This window comes from Nonomuraea antimicrobica, from assembly GCF_039536965.1.
In the GTDB taxonomy this organism is placed as follows: Bacteria; Actinomycetota; Actinomycetes; order Streptosporangiales; family Streptosporangiaceae; genus Nonomuraea; species Nonomuraea antimicrobica.
This window is the reverse complement of the sequence record NZ_BAAAZP010000088.1, coordinates 80,650-100,407: the sequence shown is the minus strand read 5'-3', so window position 1 is coordinate 100,407 and position 19,758 is coordinate 80,650. Positions and strand designations below refer to the sequence as shown.

The window sequence follows — 19,758 nt, the reverse complement described above, 5'->3', positions numbered from 1 at the left end:
ACCAGGAGGCGCAGCGCGCGGTGGCCGCCCTCGCCGCCCGGCGCGAGGCGCTGGAGCTGGGGCTGGCCAAGGGCGATGGCGGCGCGGCGCTGCTCGACGCGGATCTCGGCGGGGTGCTGGGGCCGCTGGCCGCCTCGATGCAGGTGACGCCGGGGGCCGAGGAGGCGGTGGCCGCCGTGCTCGGGCCGGTCGCCGAGGCGATCGCCGTCAAGACCCTCGACACCGCCGTGGAGGCTCTCGACCTGCTGCGCTCTCAGGGCGCCGGGCGGGCGGCCCTCCTGGTCGCGCTCCCGGACGGTCGCGGCGCGGAGGGCGGTGACGCCGGGGTCGATCCTGGGGGCGAGGCCGGCGCGAGATCCGATCGCGGCGATGCGGAGGCTTACGGCCGGGCCCGGCCCTCGCGAGCGGAGGCGCCCGGTGGGGGCCGGTGGGCGGCCGATCTCGTCACGGTGCCCGACCATCTGCGTCCCGCCCTCGATCACGTGCTCGCCGACGTCGTGGTCGTCGACGACCTGGAAACCGCGCGCACGCTCGTCGAACATCACCCCGGGCTGCGGGCCGTCACGACGCGGGGCGACCTCGTGGGCGCACACCTGGCCGTCGGCGGCGCCGCGGGCGGCACCTCCGTGCTCCAGGTGCGCGCGGCGCTCGACGAGGCCGTCAGGGACCTGGAGGAGGCCGAGTCCAGGGTCGAGGAGAGCGCCGCCGCGCTCGGCGAGGCCGTCGAGGGCGAGCAGGCCGCGCAGGCCGCGCTGGAGACCGCCCAGGCGCACGTCACCGAGGCCCAGACCGCCGTCACCACCGCCCAGGCCGGCGTGAGCGCCGCGCAGGGCGCTCTCGACCAGGTCAGGGGCCGCCAGCGGGAGGCCGACCAGCGCAACGCCGCGGCGGCCAGGAAGCTGGCCCAGCTCGAGGCCGCCGCCGGGGCGGCCCGCGACGAGGCCGAGCGGCTGGCCCAGAGCGTGGCCAAGGCCGAGGAGGCCCGCGCCGAGCGGCTGGAGGAGCTGGCCGAGCTGGAGATCCGGCTGGCCGAGGCCGAATACGCCCAGGAGCTGGAGTCCGAGCCCACCACCGACCTGCGCGACGACCTGGCGGGCGCCTGCGACGCGGCCAGGCAGCGCGAGATGGACACCCGTCTACAGGTGCGCACGGCCGAGGAACGCGTCAAGGGTATCGAGGGCCGCGCCGACGGCCTGCTCAGGGCCGCGCGGCGGGAGCGCGAGGAACGCGCCCAGGCGGCCGCCCAGCGTGCCAGGCGCAGGCGGCAGGCCGCCGTGGCCGAGGCCGTCAGCAAGGGCGCCAGGCAGGTGCTCGCGGCCCTGGTGGCCTCCGTCCAGCTCGCCGCCAGGGAACGCGACGAGGCCGACCTGGCCAGGGTGGCCGTCGACGCCGAGCTCAAGCAGGTACGTCTGCGCGTCCGCGAGCTGGGCCAGGAGCTGGACAAACTGGTCAACCGGGTGCACGGCAGCGAGGTGGCCCGCACCGAGCAGCGGCTGCGCCTGGAGCAGATGGAGCAGCGGGCGCTGGAGGAATACGGCGTCGAGGCCGAGGCCCTGATCGCCGAGTACGGCCCCGACGTGCCGGTGCCTGGCGAGCCGCCCGTGCCATATTCGCGTGCGGAGCAGGAGAAGCGCGCCAGGGCGGCCGAGCGGCAGATGAACCAGCTCGGCAAGGTCAACCCGCTGGCGCTGGAGGAGTTCGCGGCCCTGGAGGAGCGGCACGCGTTCCTCAACTCCCAGCTCGAAGACCTCAAGAAGACCAGGCGCGACCTGCTGACCGTGGTCAAGGAGGTCGACGACCGGGTGGAGCAGATGTTCGCCTCGGCCTACGAGGACGTCGCCCGCGAGTTCGAGCAGATCTTCACCAGGGTCTTCCCCGGCGGCGAGGGCCGGCTGGTGCTCACCGAGCCGTCCGACATGCTGACCACCGGCATCGAGGTCGAGGCCAGGCCGCCGGGCAAGAAGGTCAAGCGGCTGTCGCTGCTGTCGGGCGGCGAGCGTTCGCTGACGGCGGTGGCGTTCCTGATCTCGATCTTCAAGGCGCGGCCGTCGCCGTTCTACGTGATGGACGAGGTCGAGGCCGCGCTCGACGACACCAACACGCAGCGGCTGCTGACGTTGTTCGAGGAGCTGCGGCAGAGTTCGCAGCTCATCGTCATCACCCACAACAAGCGCACGATGGAGATCGCCGACGCGCTCTACGGTGTGTCGATGCGGGGCGACGGCGTGACGCAGGTGGTCAGCCAGCGGCTCAGGGAGCGCGAGTCGGCCTGACGGCGGCGGTCAGGGCGCGCGGGTCGGCCTGCCGGTGCTGCGGCTGCGCCTGATCGGTGTGGCCTTGTGTGTGACCATGGTGGTCGATCTGGAAAACTGACATCTTGTGGATGGTTACCTCGGCGTCATCGTGATCGTGGCCGTCGTCGCCCTGCTGGCGGCCGGCGGTCTCTTCCTGCTGTTCAGGCCGGGTCGCAAGGCGGCCCCGCCGGTCAAGCCGCCAGAGGCCCCCGTGCTTCCCGAGCGGGAGGCGCGGCCCGCGGGAGCGGGTGAGGAGGCCGAGGGCGCTACCACCACGCTCCCGCCGCCGGTCAAGCCCGCCGAGCCGGTCGTGGTCGTGCCCGAGGTGGAGGTCCCGCCGCCGTCCGCGGGGCGCATGGTGCGGCTGCGCTCGCGCCTGGCCCGCTCGCAGAGCGCGCTCGGGCGCGGGCTGCTCGAGCTGCTGTCGCGCGACCGGCTCGACGACGAGGTCTGGGACGAGATCGAGGAGAGCCTGATCACCGCCGACGTGGGCGTCGCGCCGACCCAGGCGATCGTCGAGGAGCTGCGCACCAGGGTCAAGGTGCTCGGCAGCCGCTCGCACGACGAGGTGCGGGGCCTGCTCAAGGAGCAGCTCCTCGCCCAGGTCAACCCCGACCTCGACCGTACGCTGCACGTCGCCAAGCACGGCGAGCGGCCGGCGGTCGTCCTGGTCGTGGGCGTCAACGGCACCGGCAAGACCACCACCACGGGCAAGCTGGCCCGTTCGCTGATCGGCGACGGCAAGAAGGTGGTGCTGGGCGCGGCCGACACCTTCCGCGCCGCCGCCGCCGACCAGCTCCAGACCTGGGGCGAGCGGGTCGGCGCCGACACCGTGCGCGGGCCCGAGGGCGGCGACCCGGCCTCCGTGGCGTTCGACGCGGTGGGCAGGGGCATCGAGGAGAAGGTCGACACCGTCATCGTCGACACCGCCGGCCGCCTGCACACCAAGACCGGTCTGATGGACGAGCTGGGCAAGGTCAAGCGGGTCATCGAGAAGAAGGCCACGGTCGACGAGGTGCTGCTGGTGCTTGACGCCACCACGGGCCAGAACGGCCTGCGTCAGGCCCAGGTGTTCGCCGAGGTGGTCAACATCACCGGCATCGCCCTGACCAAGCTCGACGGCACGGCCAAGGGCGGCATCGTCATCTCGGTGCAGCGGGAGCTGGGCGTGCCGGTCAAGCTGGTGGGGCTGGGCGAGGGGCCCGACGACCTGGCGCCGTTCGACCCCGAGGTGTTCGTGGACGCCATCCTGGGCGACTGAGTTCCGGTCGTCCGGTAATTACCGGCGTATCAGCCCTTACCGGGACAAATCTTGATCGACGATTTTTAGTGTGTTGATATGTAGCGGTTCATAAAAGATCGTTCGGGTTTCGTGTGTGTACGTGAAATTCCGGATGAACGTGAGAGGCCGCCCATGAAAAAGATCGTCGTCCACCGGCCAGGCACCGTGAAGCCGACCGCCGCAGCCGCGCCGAGGCACCACGCCTGAGCCACTCAGGCCGGCGTCCCGGCGGGGGCGCCGGCCGCACCGGAGCACGGAAGAGACACCACGTGGACACGATCTTCCTGGACGCCGACCGCCGGATCGGCGGCCCCTACACCTTGGGCGCGGCCCTGCTCGGCCATTTGGTGCCCGCCGCGCTGAAACGACGGCCCTCCCTGGTCGCCGCGCACGACATCGAGATCCGGGCCGCCGCGCCCGGCCTGCGTGCGGCGGTGCCCGCCCGCAGGCGTTCGCTGGCCGACGACCTGCCACGGGGGCAGCGTGTGCTGGTGCCCGGCGTGCGCCGCAGCCTGCGGATCGCCAACGGGCTGGCCGAGTTCGTCCGCGACCACCTGGCCGGCTCGGGCCCGCTCACGCTGGTCGTGGCGAACCTGGGCGGGGCCGACCACACCGACGCCGAGCTGGTGCGGGTGCTGCGGCGCAGGCTCGACCCCGGGCTGCTGAGCGTCGAGGAGGGGCCGTCGGCCCCCGGCTCGGGCCCGTTGCCGGCCGACTTCGACCGCTTCCGCGACGAGGGCTTCCACCACGCCATGGCCGAGTCGGGGCTGGAGGCGCTGCGCGGGGCGGCGTACGCGGACGACCCGGAGCGCTGGCAGCACCTCCTGCTGCGGGTGGCCGCGGCGCTGGAGGCCGTCGAGCGCGAGGACGAGGCCCGCGAGCTGTACGACCGGCTCAGGCGCGAGAGCACCGACCCGAAGCACCGCGCCACGGCCGCGTACGCCACGGCCATGACCCTCGTACGCCACCACGACCGCGCCCGCCGCGACCCCGAGCAGGCCCTGGCCTGGATCAACGAGGCCGTCACGATCACCTCCCTGCTGCCCGACGCCCGGGAGCGGGCCTTCCACCTCGGGTTCGACCTCAACGGCAAGGCCCTGGTCGAGGTGCGCAGGGGCCACCGCGACGTCGCCATGGAGCTGGTGGGGCAGGCCATCGAGCTGGCCGAGACGCACCTGGCGGGCGAGCACCCGATCCACCGGCTCGTCCTGTACGCCAACAGGGCCCAGCTCCTGGCCATCGCCGGGCGGCGGGAGGCGGCGCTGGCCGACTACACGCGGGCCGTCGAGGCCGACCCCGGCTATCCCGACTACCGCCTCGACCGGGGCAACCTGCTGCACGAGCTGGGCCGTCCTGAGGAGGCGCTGGCCGACTACGAGGCGGTGATGCGGCTCAGCCCGCCCTTCCCCGAGGCGTACTACAACCGGTCGGAGGTCCGCTACGCGGCGGGCGACCTGACGGGGGCTCGCGCCGACCTGGACTACACGCTGGAGCTGGACCCGGCCTTCGCCCCCGCGTACGTGAACCGCTGCGGCCTGCACGCGGCCGCTGGAGACCACGTACGCGCCCGGCAGGACGTGGAGCGCGGCCTGGCCCTGACCTCCGGCGACCCCCACCTGCTGTGCGTGCTGGGGCAGGTGGAGCTGGCCGAGGGCCGCCACCCGGAGTCGGGCCTGGCCTTCGACCGGGCGCTGGAGGCGGACCCGGAGCTGGTGGCGGGCTGGGCGGGGCGGGCGGAGCTGGCGTTCGAACGCGGCGACAACGAGATGGCGGTGGCCGACCTGACCCGGGCGCTGAAGCTGGAGGAGACGGCCGAGCTGCTGTTCAACCGGTCGGTGGCCTACCGGGCGGCGGGCCTGGCCGGACCCGCGCGCCACGACCTGCTCAGGGCCGCCGAGCTGGCCCCCGACGACGAGGACGTGCGTCAGGCGCTGTCGGAGACGTGAGCGGAACGGGTGCCGATCGGGACGACCAGCGGCGTGCCGGCCACGGGGTCGGCGATGACCTTGGCGTCCAGCTCGAACACCTCCCGCAGCAGTTCCTCGGTCAGCACCTCGTGCGGGGTGCCCGAGGCGACCACCCGGCCGGAGCGCATGGCCACCAGGCGGTCGGCGTAGCGGGCCGCCAGGTTGAGGTCGTGCAGGACCATGACGACCGTACGGCCCGCCTCTCTGTGCAGGTGCCGGACCAGCTCCAGCACCTCCACCTGGTGGGCCAGGTCGAGGAACGTCGTGGGTTCGTCGAGCAGCAGCAGGTCGGTGCCCTGGGCCAGGGCCATGGAGATCCACGCCCGCTGCCGCTGCCCGCCCGACAGCTCCTCCAGCGGGCGCTCGGCCAGGTCGGCCAGGCCCGTCATGTCCAGCGCCGCGGCGACCGCGCCCTCGTCGTCGGACGACCACTGCCGGTACCACGTCTGGTGCGGATGGCGTCCCCTGGCCACCAGGTCGGCCACGGTCAGCCCTTCTGGGGCGGTGGGCGCCTGGGGGAGCACGCCGAGGATCTTGGCCACCTCGCGGGTGGGGATCCTGTCGATGCGCTTGCCGTCCAGCAGCACCTCGCCGCCCTGCGGCTTGAGCAGCCGGCCGAGGGCGCGCAGCAGCGTGGACTTGCCGCAGCCGTTCGGGCCGATGATGGTGGTGACGGTGCCCGCCTCGATGCCGAGGTCGAGCCCGTTCACGACGAGGCGGTCGCCGTACCCGAGTTTGACGTCGGCGGCCTGCAGTCTCACTTTCGCGACCTCCAGATCAGATGGATCAGGTACGGTGCGCCCAGCACGGCAGTGACGATGCCGACGGGCAGCTCGATGGGCGAGAAGACGGTTCTGGCGATCAGGTCGGCGGCCGTGGTCAGCACGCCGCCGACGACCGCCGAGCACAGCAGCGGCGGCTGACCCGAGCGGGCCAGCCGCAGCGCGATCTGCGGCGAGGCCAGGGCCACGAACGCGATCGGCCCCGCCGACGCCGTCGCCACGGCGGCCAGCAGCACGGCGGCCAGGATCATCAGGGCGCGGGCCGGGTTCATCCGGACGCCGAGCGCGGCCACCGTGTCGTCGCCGAAGCGCAGGGCGTCGAGGGAACGCGTGCCGAGCAGGGTCAGCGGCACCAGTACGGCCAGCGCCAGCGCCGTCGGCGCCACGTGCTCCCAGCCCCGGCCGTTGAGCGAGCCGCTGATCCAGACCATGGCGCGGCCGGTATCGGTGACGTCGCCGACGGTCAGCAGCCAGAACTTGACGTTGGTGAACACGGCGGCCACGCCGATGCCGACCAGTACCAGCCGGTAGCCGTCGAGGCCGCGCCGCCAGGCCAGGCCGTACACGACGGCCGCGCCGATCAGGCCGCCGAGCAGCGCGAGCGCGGGGATGCCGACGCCGGCCAGCAGGCCGCTGACGCCGCCGTAGACGCTGCCGCTGCCCACCACGCCGGCCACCACCGTGACCGAGGCGCCGGTGGTGACGCCCAGGATCTCGGGGCTGGCCAGCGGGTTGCGCGCGATCGACTGGATGATGGCGCCGGACAGCGCGAGCGCGGCCCCGACCAGGGCGCCGGTGAGCGCGCGGGGCAGGCGCAGCTCCATGATGACGAAGTGGGCGGGGCTGTTGACGTCGAACGTGCCGCCGATCACCTCGGGCAGCGTCAGGTCGATGTCGCCGATGCGCATGTTCAGCGCCATGAGCAGGGCCAGCAGGACGAGCCCGGTGAGGGTGACGGCGATGCCGCGCGGGCGTACCTGCCAGGACAGGCCGCCGACGCGAAGGGGGAGGGTGGTCATCACAGTCGTACGGGCTTCCTGCGGCGTACCAGGGCGACGAAGAACGGGGCGCCGAGCAGCGCGAGCACCACGCCCACCTCCAGCTCGCCCGGCGGTGCGACCAGGCGGCCGATCACGTCGGAGACCAGCAGCAGCGCCGAGCCGATCAGCCCGGAGAACGGCAGCAGCCAGCGGTGGTCGGTGCCCGACAGCGGCCGGGCCAGGTGGGGCACGATGAGCCCGACGAAGGCGAGCGAGCCGCAGGCGGCCACCGAGGCGCCGGTCAGCAGGGTGACGGCGGCCACCCCGACGGCCCGGGTCATGGGGATGTTCTGGCCGAGGCCGCGGGCGACGTCCTCGCCGAGTGAGAGGGCGTTCAGCGCGGGGGCGTTCACCATCGCCAGCACCAGACCGGCCACGATGAACGGCAGCACCTGCCAGAGCACGTCGGCGCCCCTGGACGCGATCGAGCCCGCCTGCCAGAAACGGAACACGTCCATGGCCTGCTCGTCGAGGAGGACGATGGCCGAGGTCATGGCGTACAGGAGGGCGCTGACGGCGGTTCCGGCGAGCGCCAGCGTGACCGGGGTGGGGCTCCCCCTGCCCCCCACCATGCCCAGCGCGAACACCGCCGCGCTGGCCACCAGCGCGCCCGCCAGGCCGAACCAGATGTAGCCGAGCAGGCTGGAGACGCCGAACAGGATGATCGACGACACCATCGCGAACGCCGCGCCCTGCGTGACGCCGAGCAGCCCGGGGTCGGCGAGCGGGTTGCGGGTGTGACCCTGCATGAGCGCGCCCGCCACGCCGAGCGCGAGCCCGGCCAGCACGCCCAGGGCGGTCCTCGGGAGGCGCAGGGAGCGGATGACGATGTCGTTCTCGGTGCCGGTGGGGGCGGTGAGCGCGTGCCAGGCGTCGGCGAGCGGGACGGACTTGGAGCCGATCGTGATGCTCAGCACCACGGCGACGGCCACGGAGGCGAACAGAACGAGCAGGATGCCGAGCCTGCGCCGGTGAATGCCATGGAGGCGCGGGGCGACGGCGGTTGCGCTCACCCGTGTCCTCCTCGACGATTGCCCGATCTCGCTGAAGTATGCCAGCTTAGGCAGGGCTAACCTAATTTAGGTATGCCTTACTCGTCGTGGGTCAGCCGGTCAGGAAAGCGCGCAGCTCAGCCAGGTGGGGCTCGGTGTCGAGGCCCTGGCCGGCCAGCCAGCCGGGGTTGCCGTACGTGCCGCGGTAGCGGTCGCCGCTGTCGCACACCAGCGTCACGATGCTGCCCCGCTCGCCCGCCGCGCGCATCTCGGCGACGAGGTCGACGCAGGCCGCCAGGTTCGTGCCCGTCGAGCCGCCCACGTCGAGGCCGGTGACCTCGCGCGTCCAGCGCATGGCCGCGATCGAGCGGGCGTCGGGCACCGCGATCATGCGGTCGATGACCGTCGGCTGGAACGAGGGCTCCACGCGCGGCCGGCCGATGCCCTCGATGCGCGAGCCGGGGGTCGTGACCGAGGTGTCGCCCGAGACCCAGCTCGGGTAGAAGGCCGAGCCCTCCGGGTCGGCGACGGCCAGGCGCGTGGGGTGGCGGCGGTAGCGGATGTAGCGGCCGATGGTGGCGGAGGTGCCGCCGGTGCCGGCCCCGACCACGATCCAGGCCGGCACCGGGTGGGGCTCCATGGACATCTGTGAATAGATTGATTCAGCGATGTTGTTGTTGCCGCGCCAGTCGGTGGCCCGCTCCGCGTAGGTGAACTGGTCCATGAAATGGCCGCCGGTCTTGGCCGCCAGGCGGTGCGACTCGTCATGGATCGCGCCGGGGTCGTCGACCAGATGGCATTTCCCGCCGTAGAACTCGATGAGGTGGCATTTCTCCGGGGAGGTGGACGCGGGCATGACCGCGATGAACGGCAGGCCCAGCAACCGGGCGAAGTAAGCCTCGCTGACGGCGGTCGATCCGCTCGACGCCTCCACGATCGTCGTGGCCGGGCCGATCCAGCCGTTGGCCAGGCCGTACAGGAATAGGGAGCGGGCGAGCCGATGTTTGAGTGAACCGGTTGGGTGCACCGACTCGTCTTTCAGATAAAGGTTTACTCCCCAGCGCGAGGGCAGCGGAAAGACGTGGAGATGGGTGTCGCAACTTCGGTTGGCGTCGGCCTCGACCTTGCGAATGGCCTCCGCCACCCAGCGGCGCGTGCCGGTATCATGACGGTCCGTGAATCTCACCCTCCATACGCTATCCCATGTGACTTTCGCCACTATTCCTACAATATTGGGTGGGTAGTGTTATGCTAACGAGACTTGTCCGGCCGTGGACGTGACCACGCACGCCGCGAGCAGATGGACGAAACCCCCTGCTGAGCGAGGCGGAACCTCCCTAACGCATCCCTTACCTAGGACTTGGGAGGATGGAACCGCCGTCAGGCGGCCTGGGCCGAAACGGGGGATAGCGCAAGGGGGAAATGATTTTGATCACTATGACCGATGAGCAGCGTCAGGACTGGTTCGAGCGCGATGTCGTGCCCGTGACGTCGCAGCTCTTCGCCTCCGCCATGCGTCTGACCCGCAACACCGCCGACGCGGAGGACCTGGTGCAGGAGACGGTGGCCAAGGCGTACACGTCTTACCACCAGTTCCGCGAGGGCACCAACCTCAAGGCGTGGCTGCACAGGATCCTGACCAACAACTTCATCAACGACTACCGGAAGAAGCAGCGCTCGCCCAAGCTGTCCGCCGCCGAGGACATCGAGGACTGGCAGTTGCACGCCGCCGAGTCGCACAGCTCGACCGGCCTGCGCTCGGCCGAGACGGAGGCTCTCGACCGGCTGCCCGACAGCGTCGTGATGAACGCCCTGCGCTCCCTGCCGGAGGACTTCCGCGTGGCCGTCTACCTGGCCGACGTGGAGGGCTTCGCGTACAAGGAGATCGCCGAGCGCATGGGCACGCCCATCGGCACCGTGATGTCGCGGCTGCACCGTGGCCGCCGCCAGCTCCGCGGGATGCTGGAAGAGTACGCCCGCGAGGAGGGCGCCGTGCGCCTCCCCGCCCAGCGCGCCGCCTGAGACCAGGCTCAAGGGCCCGCCCGCGACCCCCGTCGTGATGTAGCCGGGCAGGGGTCGTCAATGGGCGAAACGGGCTAATGGGCGAAACGGGCTAGGGGTGCTGTGCGACGGCGATGAGCGCCACCGCGGCGAGCGCGCACACCACCCCTGCGACCTGTACGGCCCGCAGCCGCTCCCCGAGCACCTGCCTGGCCAGCAGCAGTGTGCTGGCCGGGTAGAGCGAGACGAGCACGGCGACGAGGCTGAGCAGGCCGCCCCGCTGCGCCAGGAGGTAGAGCACGTTCGCGGCCATGTCGAGCACCCCGGCGGCCACGATGATGTGCAGCGAGCCGGGGCCCGGCCTGAGCCCGCGGCGAGTGAGCAGCGCGAGCAGGGCCACCGCGGACACCGACGACATGCGCGCGCCGACCAGCGGCCACAGGCCGGCCTCGTGCGGCGCCATGGCCAGCAGGATGAAGAAGCCGCCGAACCCCGCGCCCGCGGCCAGGGAGGTCAGCACCACGGGGAGTGAGACCCGCCCGCCCTCGGACCTGTCCTGGCTGACCAGCAGCACCGCCCCGAGTGCCAGGGCCACGCCCACCAGCGCCCAGACCTGCGGCCGCTCGCCCGACGCCAGCCCGAATACCACGGGCAGCGCGGCCGAGGTGACCGCGGTCGTCGGGGCCACGACCGACATGACGCCCGTGGCCAGCGCCCGGTAGAACAGCACCAGCCCGGCCGCCCCCGACAGCCCCGCGGCCAGCCCCCAGGACAGCGCGGTGCCGTCGTACGCGCCGGGCAGCAGCGGTAACAGGCCGAGGATCAGCGCCAGGCCCGCGGTCTGCGAGAGCGCCACGACCGACAGCACCTGGGAGCGCCGGGTGGCCAGGCCGCCGAAGAAGTCGGCCGTGCCGTACACGATCGCGCAGGCGGTCGCCAGGATCACTGTCACGGCGGACTCCCTTCCAGTTCAATGTATTGCACTGGCAGTACATCACATAGAGTACATTCCACTGCAAATCTAATTCACTACACTGCACTCCCATGGAAGATCCGGAGCTGGTCAACCAGGCCATCGCGAACAACGTCCGCGCCCAGCGCGCCCACCGCGGGCTGACCCTCGACGCGCTGGCCGCCAGATCGGGGGTGAGCAGGGGCATGCTGGTGCAGGTCGAGCAGGGCCGGACGAACCCGAGCGTCTCCACGCTCACCCGCATCGCCTCCGCGCTCGGGGTCACCGTGGCCCGGCTGGTGGAGGTCGCCGACGTGCCGACGGTGCGGGTGGTGGACAAGTCGGAGGTGGTCACGTTCCACCAGGGCGACGTACAGGCGCGGCTGCTGGTGGGCGCGGACATGCCGATGATCATGGAGCTGTGGGACTGGCGGCTGGCCCCGGGCGAGCACCACGACGGCGACGCGCACCCGCCGGGCACCCGCGAGATGCTGACCGTGCTGGAGGGCGAGCTGACGCTCACCGTGTACGGCAGGAGTCACGTGATCGGCAAGGACGCCGCCGTGCTCTTCACCGCCGACCGCCCGCACCGTTACGCGAACCGGGGCACCGAGGAGCTGAGGCTCGTCATGGTCGTGGCCGAGCCGAGAGAGGCCCACGACGTGCCCCCGGCGTACGCGCCGCGCGACCCGCACGGGTGACCACGCGACTCCTGACAAATAACCTGACCAATAAGCGGGAAAGCCCTACGGATGACCCGGTGGAGTTTCATGATTACTCCATGTCTTGGACGGCTGATGCCCGTGGCTGGGTACATCCCCTGTGTGCGGTGGCCGCGCCCGTCGGTGGGCCCGGACGGCGAACGTCGGCAGGGGGTGACGTGTGAGCGAGGCCCGAACGGCGACGGAGAAACTCCAGATGGAGCTGCACGGTCTGGGTGTCACCAGCGCCTACGAGGTCGGCGATGACGAGACCATCTCCGTGTGGATCGGCCTGGTCGTGCGCTATAGAGATGGTTTTTACCGTTGGCAGGAAGGGCCGGTGAAACGTCGGCATCTGGGTACGGATCCGGTCGGATGTGCCATGCGCGTGGCGCGCCGCTTCCAGGAATTGCAGGCGGATATCCCACTCTGGTGGGACGACCTGGTCAGGGAGCTGCGGGGGGCACCGGTCCAGGATTATCCGTAGGCCCCCGCATGCGGCGTTTCGGGGGGAAGCATGCGCGTTTGGGCCCTGCCGCTGGCCCTGCTCGCCTTGGTGGGTTGTGTCACGCAGTCGGTGCCGCGCCGCCAGCAGCAGTCGAAGACGCCGGTCGTACCCGCCCGGCCGCCGGTCGCGGTCGATCCGGTCGTCCTGGCCAAGAAGCTGGTCTCGATGCAGGCCGGTTGGCCGCGCAGTCGCAAGTTCGACTGCGCCCGGCTCAAATGTGTGGCTCTGACCTTTGACGACGGGCCAGGAGAGCACACCTGGCGGCTCCTTGACATGTTGAGCGTGCGTGACGTCAAGGCCACGTTCTTCGTCGTCGGGCAGATGGTGGCGGCCGACAAGGGCGGGCACACGGTCCGGCGCATCGTGGACGACGGCCACGAGATCGGCAACCATTCGTGGAGCCATCCGGCGCTCACCGGGCTGTCGCACGAGGCGCTCAGACGGGAGCTGGAGCACACGGAGGAGATCGTGCAGCGGCTCACGGGGGTGCGGATGCGGGTCATGCGCCCGCCGTACGGGGCGACGAACGAGGAGGTCGCGGCCGAGACCCGGCGCGAGGGCCTGGCCCAGATCATGTGGAACGTCGACACCATGGACTGGCGGGACCGGGTCTCCTCCGTCGTGGCCAGGCGGGCCGGCAGCGCCAAGCCCGGGTCGATCATCCTCCTGCACGACATCCACCGCAGCACCGTGGACGCCGTGCCCGAGATGCTCGACACGCTCGGCAGGAAGGGCTACACCTTCGTCACCGTCTCGGAGTTGTACGGCAGGACTCCCTCGCCGGGGCGGATGTACATGGCGCGGTGATCGGCTTTCCGGGTTGTCGGTCGGTCGTGGCACCCTTGTCGGCATGGGTTTCACCGGCTTTCCCGACGAGGCGTTCCTCTTCTACGAGGGGCTCGAGGCGGACAACTCCAAGACCTACTTCGCCCGGCACAAGCACCTCTACGAAGACTGCGTGCGGGCGCCCATGGTGGCGCTCACCGACGAGCTGGCCGGGGAGTTCGGGGGCGCCCAGCTCTTCCGGCCCTACCGCGACGTGCGCTTCTCCAAGGACAAGTCCCCGTACAAGACGCATCAGGGCGCGTTCGCCGACCTGATGCCCGGCATCGGGCTCTACGTCGAGTTGAGCGCGGCGGGGCTGTTCACGGCGGGCGGCGTCTACACCACGGCCGCCGACCAGGTGGCCCGCTACCGGGCGGCGGTCGACTCCGACCTGTCGGGCAAGCCGCTGGAGTCGATCACAGAGTCGCTCGTGGCCGAGGGCTACGAGCTGCTGGGCGAGCGGCTCAAGACCCGGCCGCGGGGGTTCGAGGAGGACCATCCGCGGATCGAGCTGCTGCGGCACAAGTCGTTGTACGCGGGCCTGCAGTTCGAGCCAGAGCCGTGGGTGCACACGGGAGAGGCGCGGGAGCGGGTCGAGCGCGCGTGGCGGTCGTTCGGGCCGCTGGTGGAGTGGCTGGGGGCGCACGTACGCGGGAGCGAGCTGCCCCGCCGCTGACCGGCCGCCGGGCTCGCCGGGGCCCGACGGTCAGCGGGTGGTTGTCGAGCTGGTGACCTGGTCGCCCTTGAGTATGCGGTCGACCGTCTGGCCCGCCGCCGACGACGCCGCCGTGGTGCCCGCCGCCAGCACCAGGGCCAGGGTCGGCGCGGCCAGGCTGCGTACGCTGCGCAGGTTGCGCACCCGCGCCCAGGGTTCCCCCGCCAGGTGCATGATCCGCCACTCCCAGAACAACCCCAGCCCGATGCACACCAGCATCACCTGGCCCACCACGATGCCCACGACCTGCAGCTTGTCGATGGCCCCGATGTCCGGCTCGGCGAGCGTCGACAGATATCCCGACAGCTCCGTCAGCAGGGCCGCCGCCATCAGGTACAGGGCCTTGGTCATCGGCTGGGTGCCACGTAGGCGCGGGTAGAAGTAGCCGAACAGGAACCCGAAGGCGGGCAGTGCGAACAGGTAGCGGCTGTCGAAGACGAAGCTGGTCAGGTCGACGCCCTCGGGGCGGCCGTACACGAGGGCGAAGGGCAGGCTCAGCAGCAGGGCGACGGTGAACGCGTGCACGCCGTTGTGCCAGGGCGTGCATCCCGCGCACGTCGCGAAGGCCGTCTCCGGATGTTTCCCGTGCCGGTTGAGCGCCCCCTCCAGGGCGTTGCGCTGCTCCTCGAAGTCGGGGATCGACAGGTCGCCCGCGCCGATCCGGCCGCGTCCGATGCGGTAGAGCTCCTGCTCGGAGACGAGCAGGAGGCGGCGGTGCAGGGCGGCCCTGACCAGTCGCCGGTGCTCGTCCTGGTCGGCGGGCTCGGCGACGGCCAGGCGCGGGCCGGTGAGCAGCCAGCGCGAGGTCCCCCAGGCCACGAGCGAGGTGACGGCGAGCAGGGGCAGGGGCACGTCGATGTCGGCCAGCGTGGTGCTGCCGCCCGGGGTGACGTACAGCACCATCAGTACGGCGATCATGGTCGACTCGGCGACCGGGTTGTCGATCGCAGGCAGCCGCCCGCCGAGCCGCCTCAGCCGCAGCACCAGCATCACGAACCCGAGCAGCAACAACCCCAGCACTCCCCGCACGATCGGCGTGAGCGTGAGGCTGCCGAGCCGGGGCTCCGGTTGCTCGACGGCCAGGCTCCACGACCCCGAGTCCAGCCACTCGGTGGGCCAGCCCTGCACGAGCAGGCTGATGACCACGGCTCCCACGACGGCCTGGCGCTTCCACTGCTTGGTCGCCAGGGCCAGGGCGGCGATCGGGATGAGGGCCCAGGCCAGCGCGAGGACGAGCCGGATGCTGTCGGGCGGGTACACGCCGCCCAGCACCGCCCGCAGCCACAGCGCCAGCGCCAGCAGCGCGATGGCCGCCGCGGCCGACAACACCGCCAGCCGTACGATCACCGCCCGCACCCCGAGGTCCACGCTGAACGCGACGGCGGAGCCGGCCGCCGCCAGGGCGGCCACCGCCCCGCCCGCCAGCAGGGCCTGGCCGGACAGTTGCCCGTGCAGCCACGACCAACTGAGCATGCCGAGCCCGAGCAGCACGCCCGCCCCGGTCGCGATCAGCAGGTCACGGGTGGTCCACGGCGGGCTGGTGGGGATCATGCGGCCCGCGTGCCGCACCGCGAGCAGGGGCACGGCGACGAAGAGGATCACGTACGCCGCCGCCGACCAGCTCTCGGCGAACAGCGGGATCAGCAGGATGGGCGCCGCCAGTGCCAGCCCGACGAACAGCTCCCGGTTGGGCAGCCGCGTCCACCACCCCTGGCCGAGCGAGCGCAGCAGGAAGACGAGCAGCGCGGCCGCGGTGAGCGCGCCCAGCGCGGTGGCCCACGAGAAGTCGTCGGCCAACTCCTCGTCGGCGAACCCGTACGCGTCGGGGGCCAGCGTCATGCTCACCGGGTAGGCCCCGACCACGAAGGTCAGCCGGTCCTCCTGCTCCAGCTCGGGCGTGATGCCCTCCAGCCGCAGCACCCGCCACTCCCCGGGCAGCACGGCGATGGAGCGGCCGGTCACGATCAGGGGGAAGGCGTTGGGGGCGTTGAAGTCCAGCTTCAGCAGGTCGTCCGTGGTGAGCTGGCGCAGGATCGTCACCGTGAACTGCGCCGTGGTCCGCGTCGCGGTCGAGCTGAGGACGGGCGCCAGGCGGGTGGTCGGCGCGAGGCCGGGCCCGTCCACCTTGGTGGCGCCGAACGCGGCGTCGGTGACCTGCTGGAGTGTGCCAGGGAAGCCGCCGCCCTGCCGCAGCGCCTCGACGAGCGGGTCTTTCCTGGCCAGGCGGAGCCGGTGCACGATGCTCACCTTGACCTGGCGGTTGCGGGGGTCGAGGCGCCCTTCGGGCACCTCTTCCAGGTCGGCCTCGCGCGCTCTGCTGATCGTCACCTCGGTGGAGGCCTTGCGGGCCCAGCGCACCTCGGGATCGGCGCGGCCGGCGGCGGCCACCCACGGGTTGTGCGGCGCCCCGCCCCTGGGCGGCGCAGGGCCTGTTACCGGTCTGGCTGCGACGGTGCACCAAACGATTGCCCCCAATGACACCAGAGCCAGCCCGAACGCGATTGCCATTCGGAGCTTTCCCACAATTTGGATGATTCTCCGGTGCGCGCGATTGTTCTATATCGAAAGGTCACGGTGTGATTACAGCTCTACCATGACAACGCTTCTTTACGGCGTGGCCCGGGGGAGTCTCCGGCATCGCAGGAGGCTGGGGCGGGGGGTTGACAGCCGACAATAACCCGTGATGTCGGTAATTAGCCGAAAGCCGCGCCTTGTTCGCATAAAGCGAGCAAAACGCGGCCGGTGGGGAACTTCGGCGTCAGGCGCGCTTGGCGCGGGCGGCGGCGCGGCCCCGGGTGGCGCCGTCGAGCACCACCTTGCGGATGCGCACGTTCTCCGGAGTGATCTCCACGCACTCGTCCTCGCGGATGAACTCCAGGGCCTGCTCGAGCGACATGGCGCGCGGCGGGATCACCTTTTCCGTCTCCTCGCTGGTGGAGGAGCGCATGTTGGTGAGCTTCTTCTCCTTGGTGATGTTGACGTCCATGTCGTCGGACCGGGAGTTCTCGCCGATGATCATGCCTTCGTAGACCTCGGTGCCGGGCGAGATGAACAGCACGCCGCGCTCCTGGAGATTGAGCATCGCGAACGCGGTCACCGGGCCGGACCGGTCGGCCACCAGGGAGCCGTTGTTGCGGGTGCGCAGCTCGCCGAACCACGGCTCGTAGGAGTCGAACACGTGGTGCACCAGGCCCGTGCCGCGGGTCTCGGTCAGGAACTCCGTACGGAAGCCGATCAGCCCTCGGGCCGGCACCGCGAACTCCATCCGGATCCAGCCGGTGCCGTGGTTGGTCATGTGCTCCATGCGGCCCTTGCGCACGGCCAGGAGCTGGGTGACCGCGCCGAGGTATTCCTCCGGGCAGTCGACCGTCACCCGCTCGACCGGCTCGTGCACCTTGCCGTCGACGACCTTGGTGACCACCTGCGGCTTGCCGACGGTCAGCTCGTAGCCCTCGCGGCGCATCTGCTCGACCAGGATGGCCAGCGCCAGCTCGCCGCGGCCCTGCACCTCCCAGGCGTCGGGGCGGTCGGTCGGGAGCACGCGCAGCGAGACGTTGCCGACCAGCTCCTTCTCGAGCCGGTCCTTGACCATGCGGGCGGTGACCTTGCCGCCCTTGACCTTGCCCACCAGGGGCGAGGTGTTGGTGCCGATGGTCATCGAGATGGCCGGCTCGTCGACCGTGATCAGCGGCAGCGGGCGCGGGTCGTCGGGGTCGGCCAGCGTCTCGCCGATCATGATGTCGGGGATGCCGGCGAGGGCGATGATGTCTCCGGGGCCCGCCTCCTCGGCCGGCTTGCGCTCCAGCGCCTCGGTCATGAGCAGCTCGGTGACCTTGACCCGCTGGATCGAGCCGTCGGTGCGGCACCAGGCCACCTGCTGGCCCTTGCGCATGACGCCCTGGTGGATCCGGCACAGCGCGATGCGGCCCAGGTAGGAGGAGGCGTCGAGGTTGGTGACGTGGGCCTGCAGCGGCGCGCTGGGGTCGAAGGTGGGCGCGGGGATCGTCGACTTGATGATGTCGAAGAGCGGCTCGAGGTCTTCGGAGTCGGGCATGCCGCCGTCGGCGGGACGCTCCATGGAGGCCCGGCCGGCCTTCGCGGAGGCGTAGACGATCGGGAAGTCGATCTGCTCCTCGGTGGCGTCGAGGTCCATGAACAGCTCGTAGACCTCGTCGACGACCTCCTTGATGCGCGCGTCGGGGCGGTCGACCTTGTTGATGCACAGGATGACCGGCATCTTGGCGCCCAGCGCCTTGCGCAGCACGAACCGGGTCTGCGGCAACGGCCCCTCGGAGGCGTCGACCAGCAGCACGACGCCGTCGACCATCGACAGGCCGCGCTCGACCTCGCCGCCGAAGTCTGCGTGCCCGGGCGTGTCGATGATGTTGATGGTCATGCCGCCGTGCTTGACCGCCGTGTTCTTCGCGAGAATGGTGATGCCCTTCTCGCGCTCGAGGTCGTTGGAGTCCATGACGCGGTCGTCGACATCCTGGTTGGCGCGGAATGCCCCGGACTGCCAGAGCATGGCGTCGACCAGCGTGGTCTTGCCATGGTCGACGTGCGCGATGATCGCGATGTTCCGCAGGTCGTCGCGGCTGTTCAAAGGCATGATGACGTCTCGCTCTGTGTCGTGGGGGCGGCCGCGCGAAGTCGCGACCTCCTAAGTCTAGTTGATCCCCTCCGATGGCAGGCGCGGGGCAAGATGGCGGGGAGGGTACGCGCGGGCGACGCCGCCGTTACGCCTGAGGGGCCGGTACCTGCCCGAACATCCACGCGAACGGTGTCCCCGCGCCCGCGCCGCGCGTACGGACCGTGCCGATGGGGTACCTATGATCCGCCTGTAGTCCATACGTATGGTCAGAGGCGCTGGTCTACATAGCTGGTTGCACAATTGTGCGCATGGCAAGCCCCGGCCTGGTCCTTAGATTGGCGGCATGACCTGGACTGAGCTGGTTATGGCAGCCGCACCGATGCAGGGCGATCAGCCGGCGGTGAGCGACGTCAGGACCGGCGAGGTGCTCTCCTACGCGGCCTTCGCGAGACGGGTGACCAGGGCCGCGGCCGGGTTGCGGGCCCAGGGGCTGCGCTACGGCGAGCACGTGCTCGTCAACGTCCCGCTCGGCGCGACCCTGCCCGTGGCGGTGCACGCCGTGGCCTGGGCCGGCGGGGTCGCGGTGCTCGGGTCGACGGGCGCGGCCCGCATGATGATCGCCCATGACCACTACGACCCCGCCTCGGTCAAGGTGGACCAGGTCTTCTCGTTCCGGCCCACGCCGGGCGCCCGGCCGTTCAGCGAGCTGCTGGCCGGCGGGATGCTGGAGTTCGGGCCGCTGGCGGGGCCCGCGTTCACGCTCGACGGCGTGCGCATGTTCGACAACACCGAGCTGGCCGCCGATCTGCGCAGGGTCTCCATGCGGCTGGTGGTGGGCAAGGACGACGTCCTGATCAGCGCGGTGAGCGAGCCGTTCCGCGGCCTGCGGGTCATCGATCTGGCGATGACCTCCGGCGCCCACGTCGTCGTCCCCCACGAGCCGAGCCTGCTCGGCTGCCGCGTGCTGGCCCAGGAGCGCCGGGCCACCGTGGTCGTCGCCCCGTACGACCTGGCCAGGCGGCTGCTGGGCGACCCCGTTCTGCGTGTCGTCGACGAAAGGGCGGTCGTAAGCTCGCTTGGCCTGTGAAAAGTGCGACACTGTGGGAGA

At 71.2% G+C, this 19,758-nt stretch carries 16 protein-coding genes; 9 read left to right on the top strand and 7 right to left on the bottom strand.

Annotated elements, in window-relative coordinates; translation table 11 throughout:
* The 3 genes from ABD844_RS23370 to ABD844_RS23360 form a co-directional block, all read left to right on the top strand.
* The coding region (locus ABD844_RS23370; protein WP_344881630.1) for an AAA family ATPase at window positions 1-2,273 on the top strand (2,273 nt) is incomplete at its 5' end.
* 106 nt (window positions 2,274-2,379) lie between these two features.
* Window positions 2,380-3,555, top strand: a complete 1,176-nt coding sequence (gene ftsY / locus ABD844_RS23365; protein WP_344881627.1) for a signal recognition particle-docking protein FtsY — start codon at window positions 2,380-2,382, stop codon at window positions 3,553-3,555.
* 290 nt (window positions 3,556-3,845) lie between these two features.
* Window positions 3,846-5,522, top strand: coding sequence for a tetratricopeptide repeat protein (locus ABD844_RS23360; protein WP_344881624.1), 1,677 nt, complete (start codon window positions 3,846-3,848; stop codon window positions 5,520-5,522).
* On the opposite strand, the gene ABD844_RS23355 is transcribed toward ABD844_RS23360, so the two are convergent.
* The 4 genes from ABD844_RS23355 to ABD844_RS23340 form a co-directional block, all read right to left on the bottom strand.
* Window positions 5,501-6,304, bottom strand: coding sequence for an ABC transporter ATP-binding protein (locus ABD844_RS23355; RefSeq protein ID WP_344881621.1), 804 nt, complete (start codon window positions 6,302-6,304; stop codon window positions 5,501-5,503). The two genes, ABD844_RS23360 and ABD844_RS23355, sit on opposite strands and share 22 nt — an antisense overlap.
* A complete protein-coding gene (locus tag ABD844_RS23350; protein WP_344881618.1) occupies window positions 6,301-7,344 on the bottom strand; it encodes a FecCD family ABC transporter permease in 1,044 nt (347 codons plus the stop codon). Before ABD844_RS23350 ends, ABD844_RS23355 begins: the two co-directional genes overlap by 4 nt.
* On the bottom strand, window positions 7,344-8,378 hold the full coding sequence (locus ABD844_RS23345; RefSeq protein WP_344881615.1) for a FecCD family ABC transporter permease: 1,035 nt from the start codon (window positions 8,376-8,378) through the stop codon (window positions 7,344-7,346). Before ABD844_RS23345 ends, ABD844_RS23350 begins: the two co-directional genes overlap by 1 nt.
* Before the next feature lie 91 nt (window positions 8,379-8,469).
* Window positions 8,470-9,543 (bottom strand): PLP-dependent cysteine synthase family protein, encoded by a 1,074-nt coding sequence (locus tag ABD844_RS23340; protein WP_344881612.1) that lies wholly within the window; start codon window positions 9,541-9,543, stop codon window positions 8,470-8,472.
* 251 nt (window positions 9,544-9,794) lie between these two features.
* On the opposite strand from ABD844_RS23340, the gene ABD844_RS23335 reads away from it, so the two are divergent.
* The gene (locus tag ABD844_RS23335) at window positions 9,795-10,379 is read left to right on the top strand and encodes a sigma-70 family RNA polymerase sigma factor (RefSeq protein ID WP_043618296.1); all 585 of its coding nucleotides are present in this window, start codon (window positions 9,795-9,797) and stop codon (window positions 10,377-10,379) included.
* A gap of 91 nt (window positions 10,380-10,470) precedes the next feature.
* On the opposite strand, the gene ABD844_RS23330 is transcribed toward ABD844_RS23335, so the two are convergent.
* Window positions 10,471-11,310: an EamA family transporter gene (locus ABD844_RS23330; protein ID WP_344881609.1), complete on the bottom strand. Its 840-nt coding sequence runs from the start codon at window positions 11,308-11,310 to the stop codon at window positions 10,471-10,473.
* 92 nt (window positions 11,311-11,402) lie between these two features.
* Between ABD844_RS23330 and ABD844_RS23325 the strand changes: the two genes are divergently transcribed.
* The 4 genes from ABD844_RS23325 to ABD844_RS23310 all read left to right on the top strand — a co-directional run bounded on the left by ABD844_RS23325 (window position 11,403) and on the right by ABD844_RS23310 (window position 14,020).
* Window positions 11,403-12,011, top strand: coding sequence for a helix-turn-helix domain-containing protein (locus ABD844_RS23325; protein WP_344881606.1), 609 nt, complete (start codon window positions 11,403-11,405; stop codon window positions 12,009-12,011).
* A 181-nt stretch (window positions 12,012-12,192) separates the two neighbouring features.
* The gene (locus ABD844_RS23320; RefSeq protein ID WP_344881603.1) at window positions 12,193-12,498 is read left to right on the top strand and encodes a hypothetical protein; all 306 of its coding nucleotides are present in this window, start codon (window positions 12,193-12,195) and stop codon (window positions 12,496-12,498) included.
* Window positions 12,499-12,528: 30 nt separating this feature from the next.
* Window positions 12,529-13,326 (top strand): polysaccharide deacetylase family protein, encoded by a 798-nt coding sequence (locus tag ABD844_RS23315; protein WP_344881600.1) that lies wholly within the window; start codon window positions 12,529-12,531, stop codon window positions 13,324-13,326.
* Between the two features lie 43 nt (window positions 13,327-13,369).
* Window positions 13,370-14,020 carry a DUF2461 domain-containing protein gene (locus tag ABD844_RS23310; RefSeq protein ID WP_344881598.1) on the top strand — a complete coding sequence of 217 codons (651 nt, stop codon included), beginning with the start codon at window positions 13,370-13,372 and terminating at the stop codon, window positions 14,018-14,020.
* A gap of 30 nt (window positions 14,021-14,050) precedes the next feature.
* Here the strand turns inward: ABD844_RS23310 and ABD844_RS23305 are convergent, their stop codons facing one another.
* Together ABD844_RS23305 and typA are read right to left on the bottom strand one after the other, a co-directional pair.
* A complete protein-coding gene (locus ABD844_RS23305) occupies window positions 14,051-16,447 on the bottom strand; it encodes a hypothetical protein (RefSeq protein WP_344881595.1) in 2,397 nt (798 codons plus the stop codon).
* Between the two features lie 370 nt (window positions 16,448-16,817).
* Window positions 16,818-18,668, bottom strand: coding sequence for a translational GTPase TypA (typA, locus tag ABD844_RS23300; protein WP_344881592.1), 1,851 nt, complete (start codon window positions 18,666-18,668; stop codon window positions 16,818-16,820).
* A gap of 325 nt (window positions 18,669-18,993) precedes the next feature.
* Here typA and ABD844_RS23295 point away from each other — a divergent pair, with 325 nt between their 5' ends.
* On the top strand, window positions 18,994-19,737 hold the full coding sequence (locus ABD844_RS23295) for an AMP-binding protein (protein ID WP_344881589.1): 744 nt from the start codon (window positions 18,994-18,996) through the stop codon (window positions 19,735-19,737).
* Window positions 19,738-19,758 lie beyond the last annotated feature (21 nt).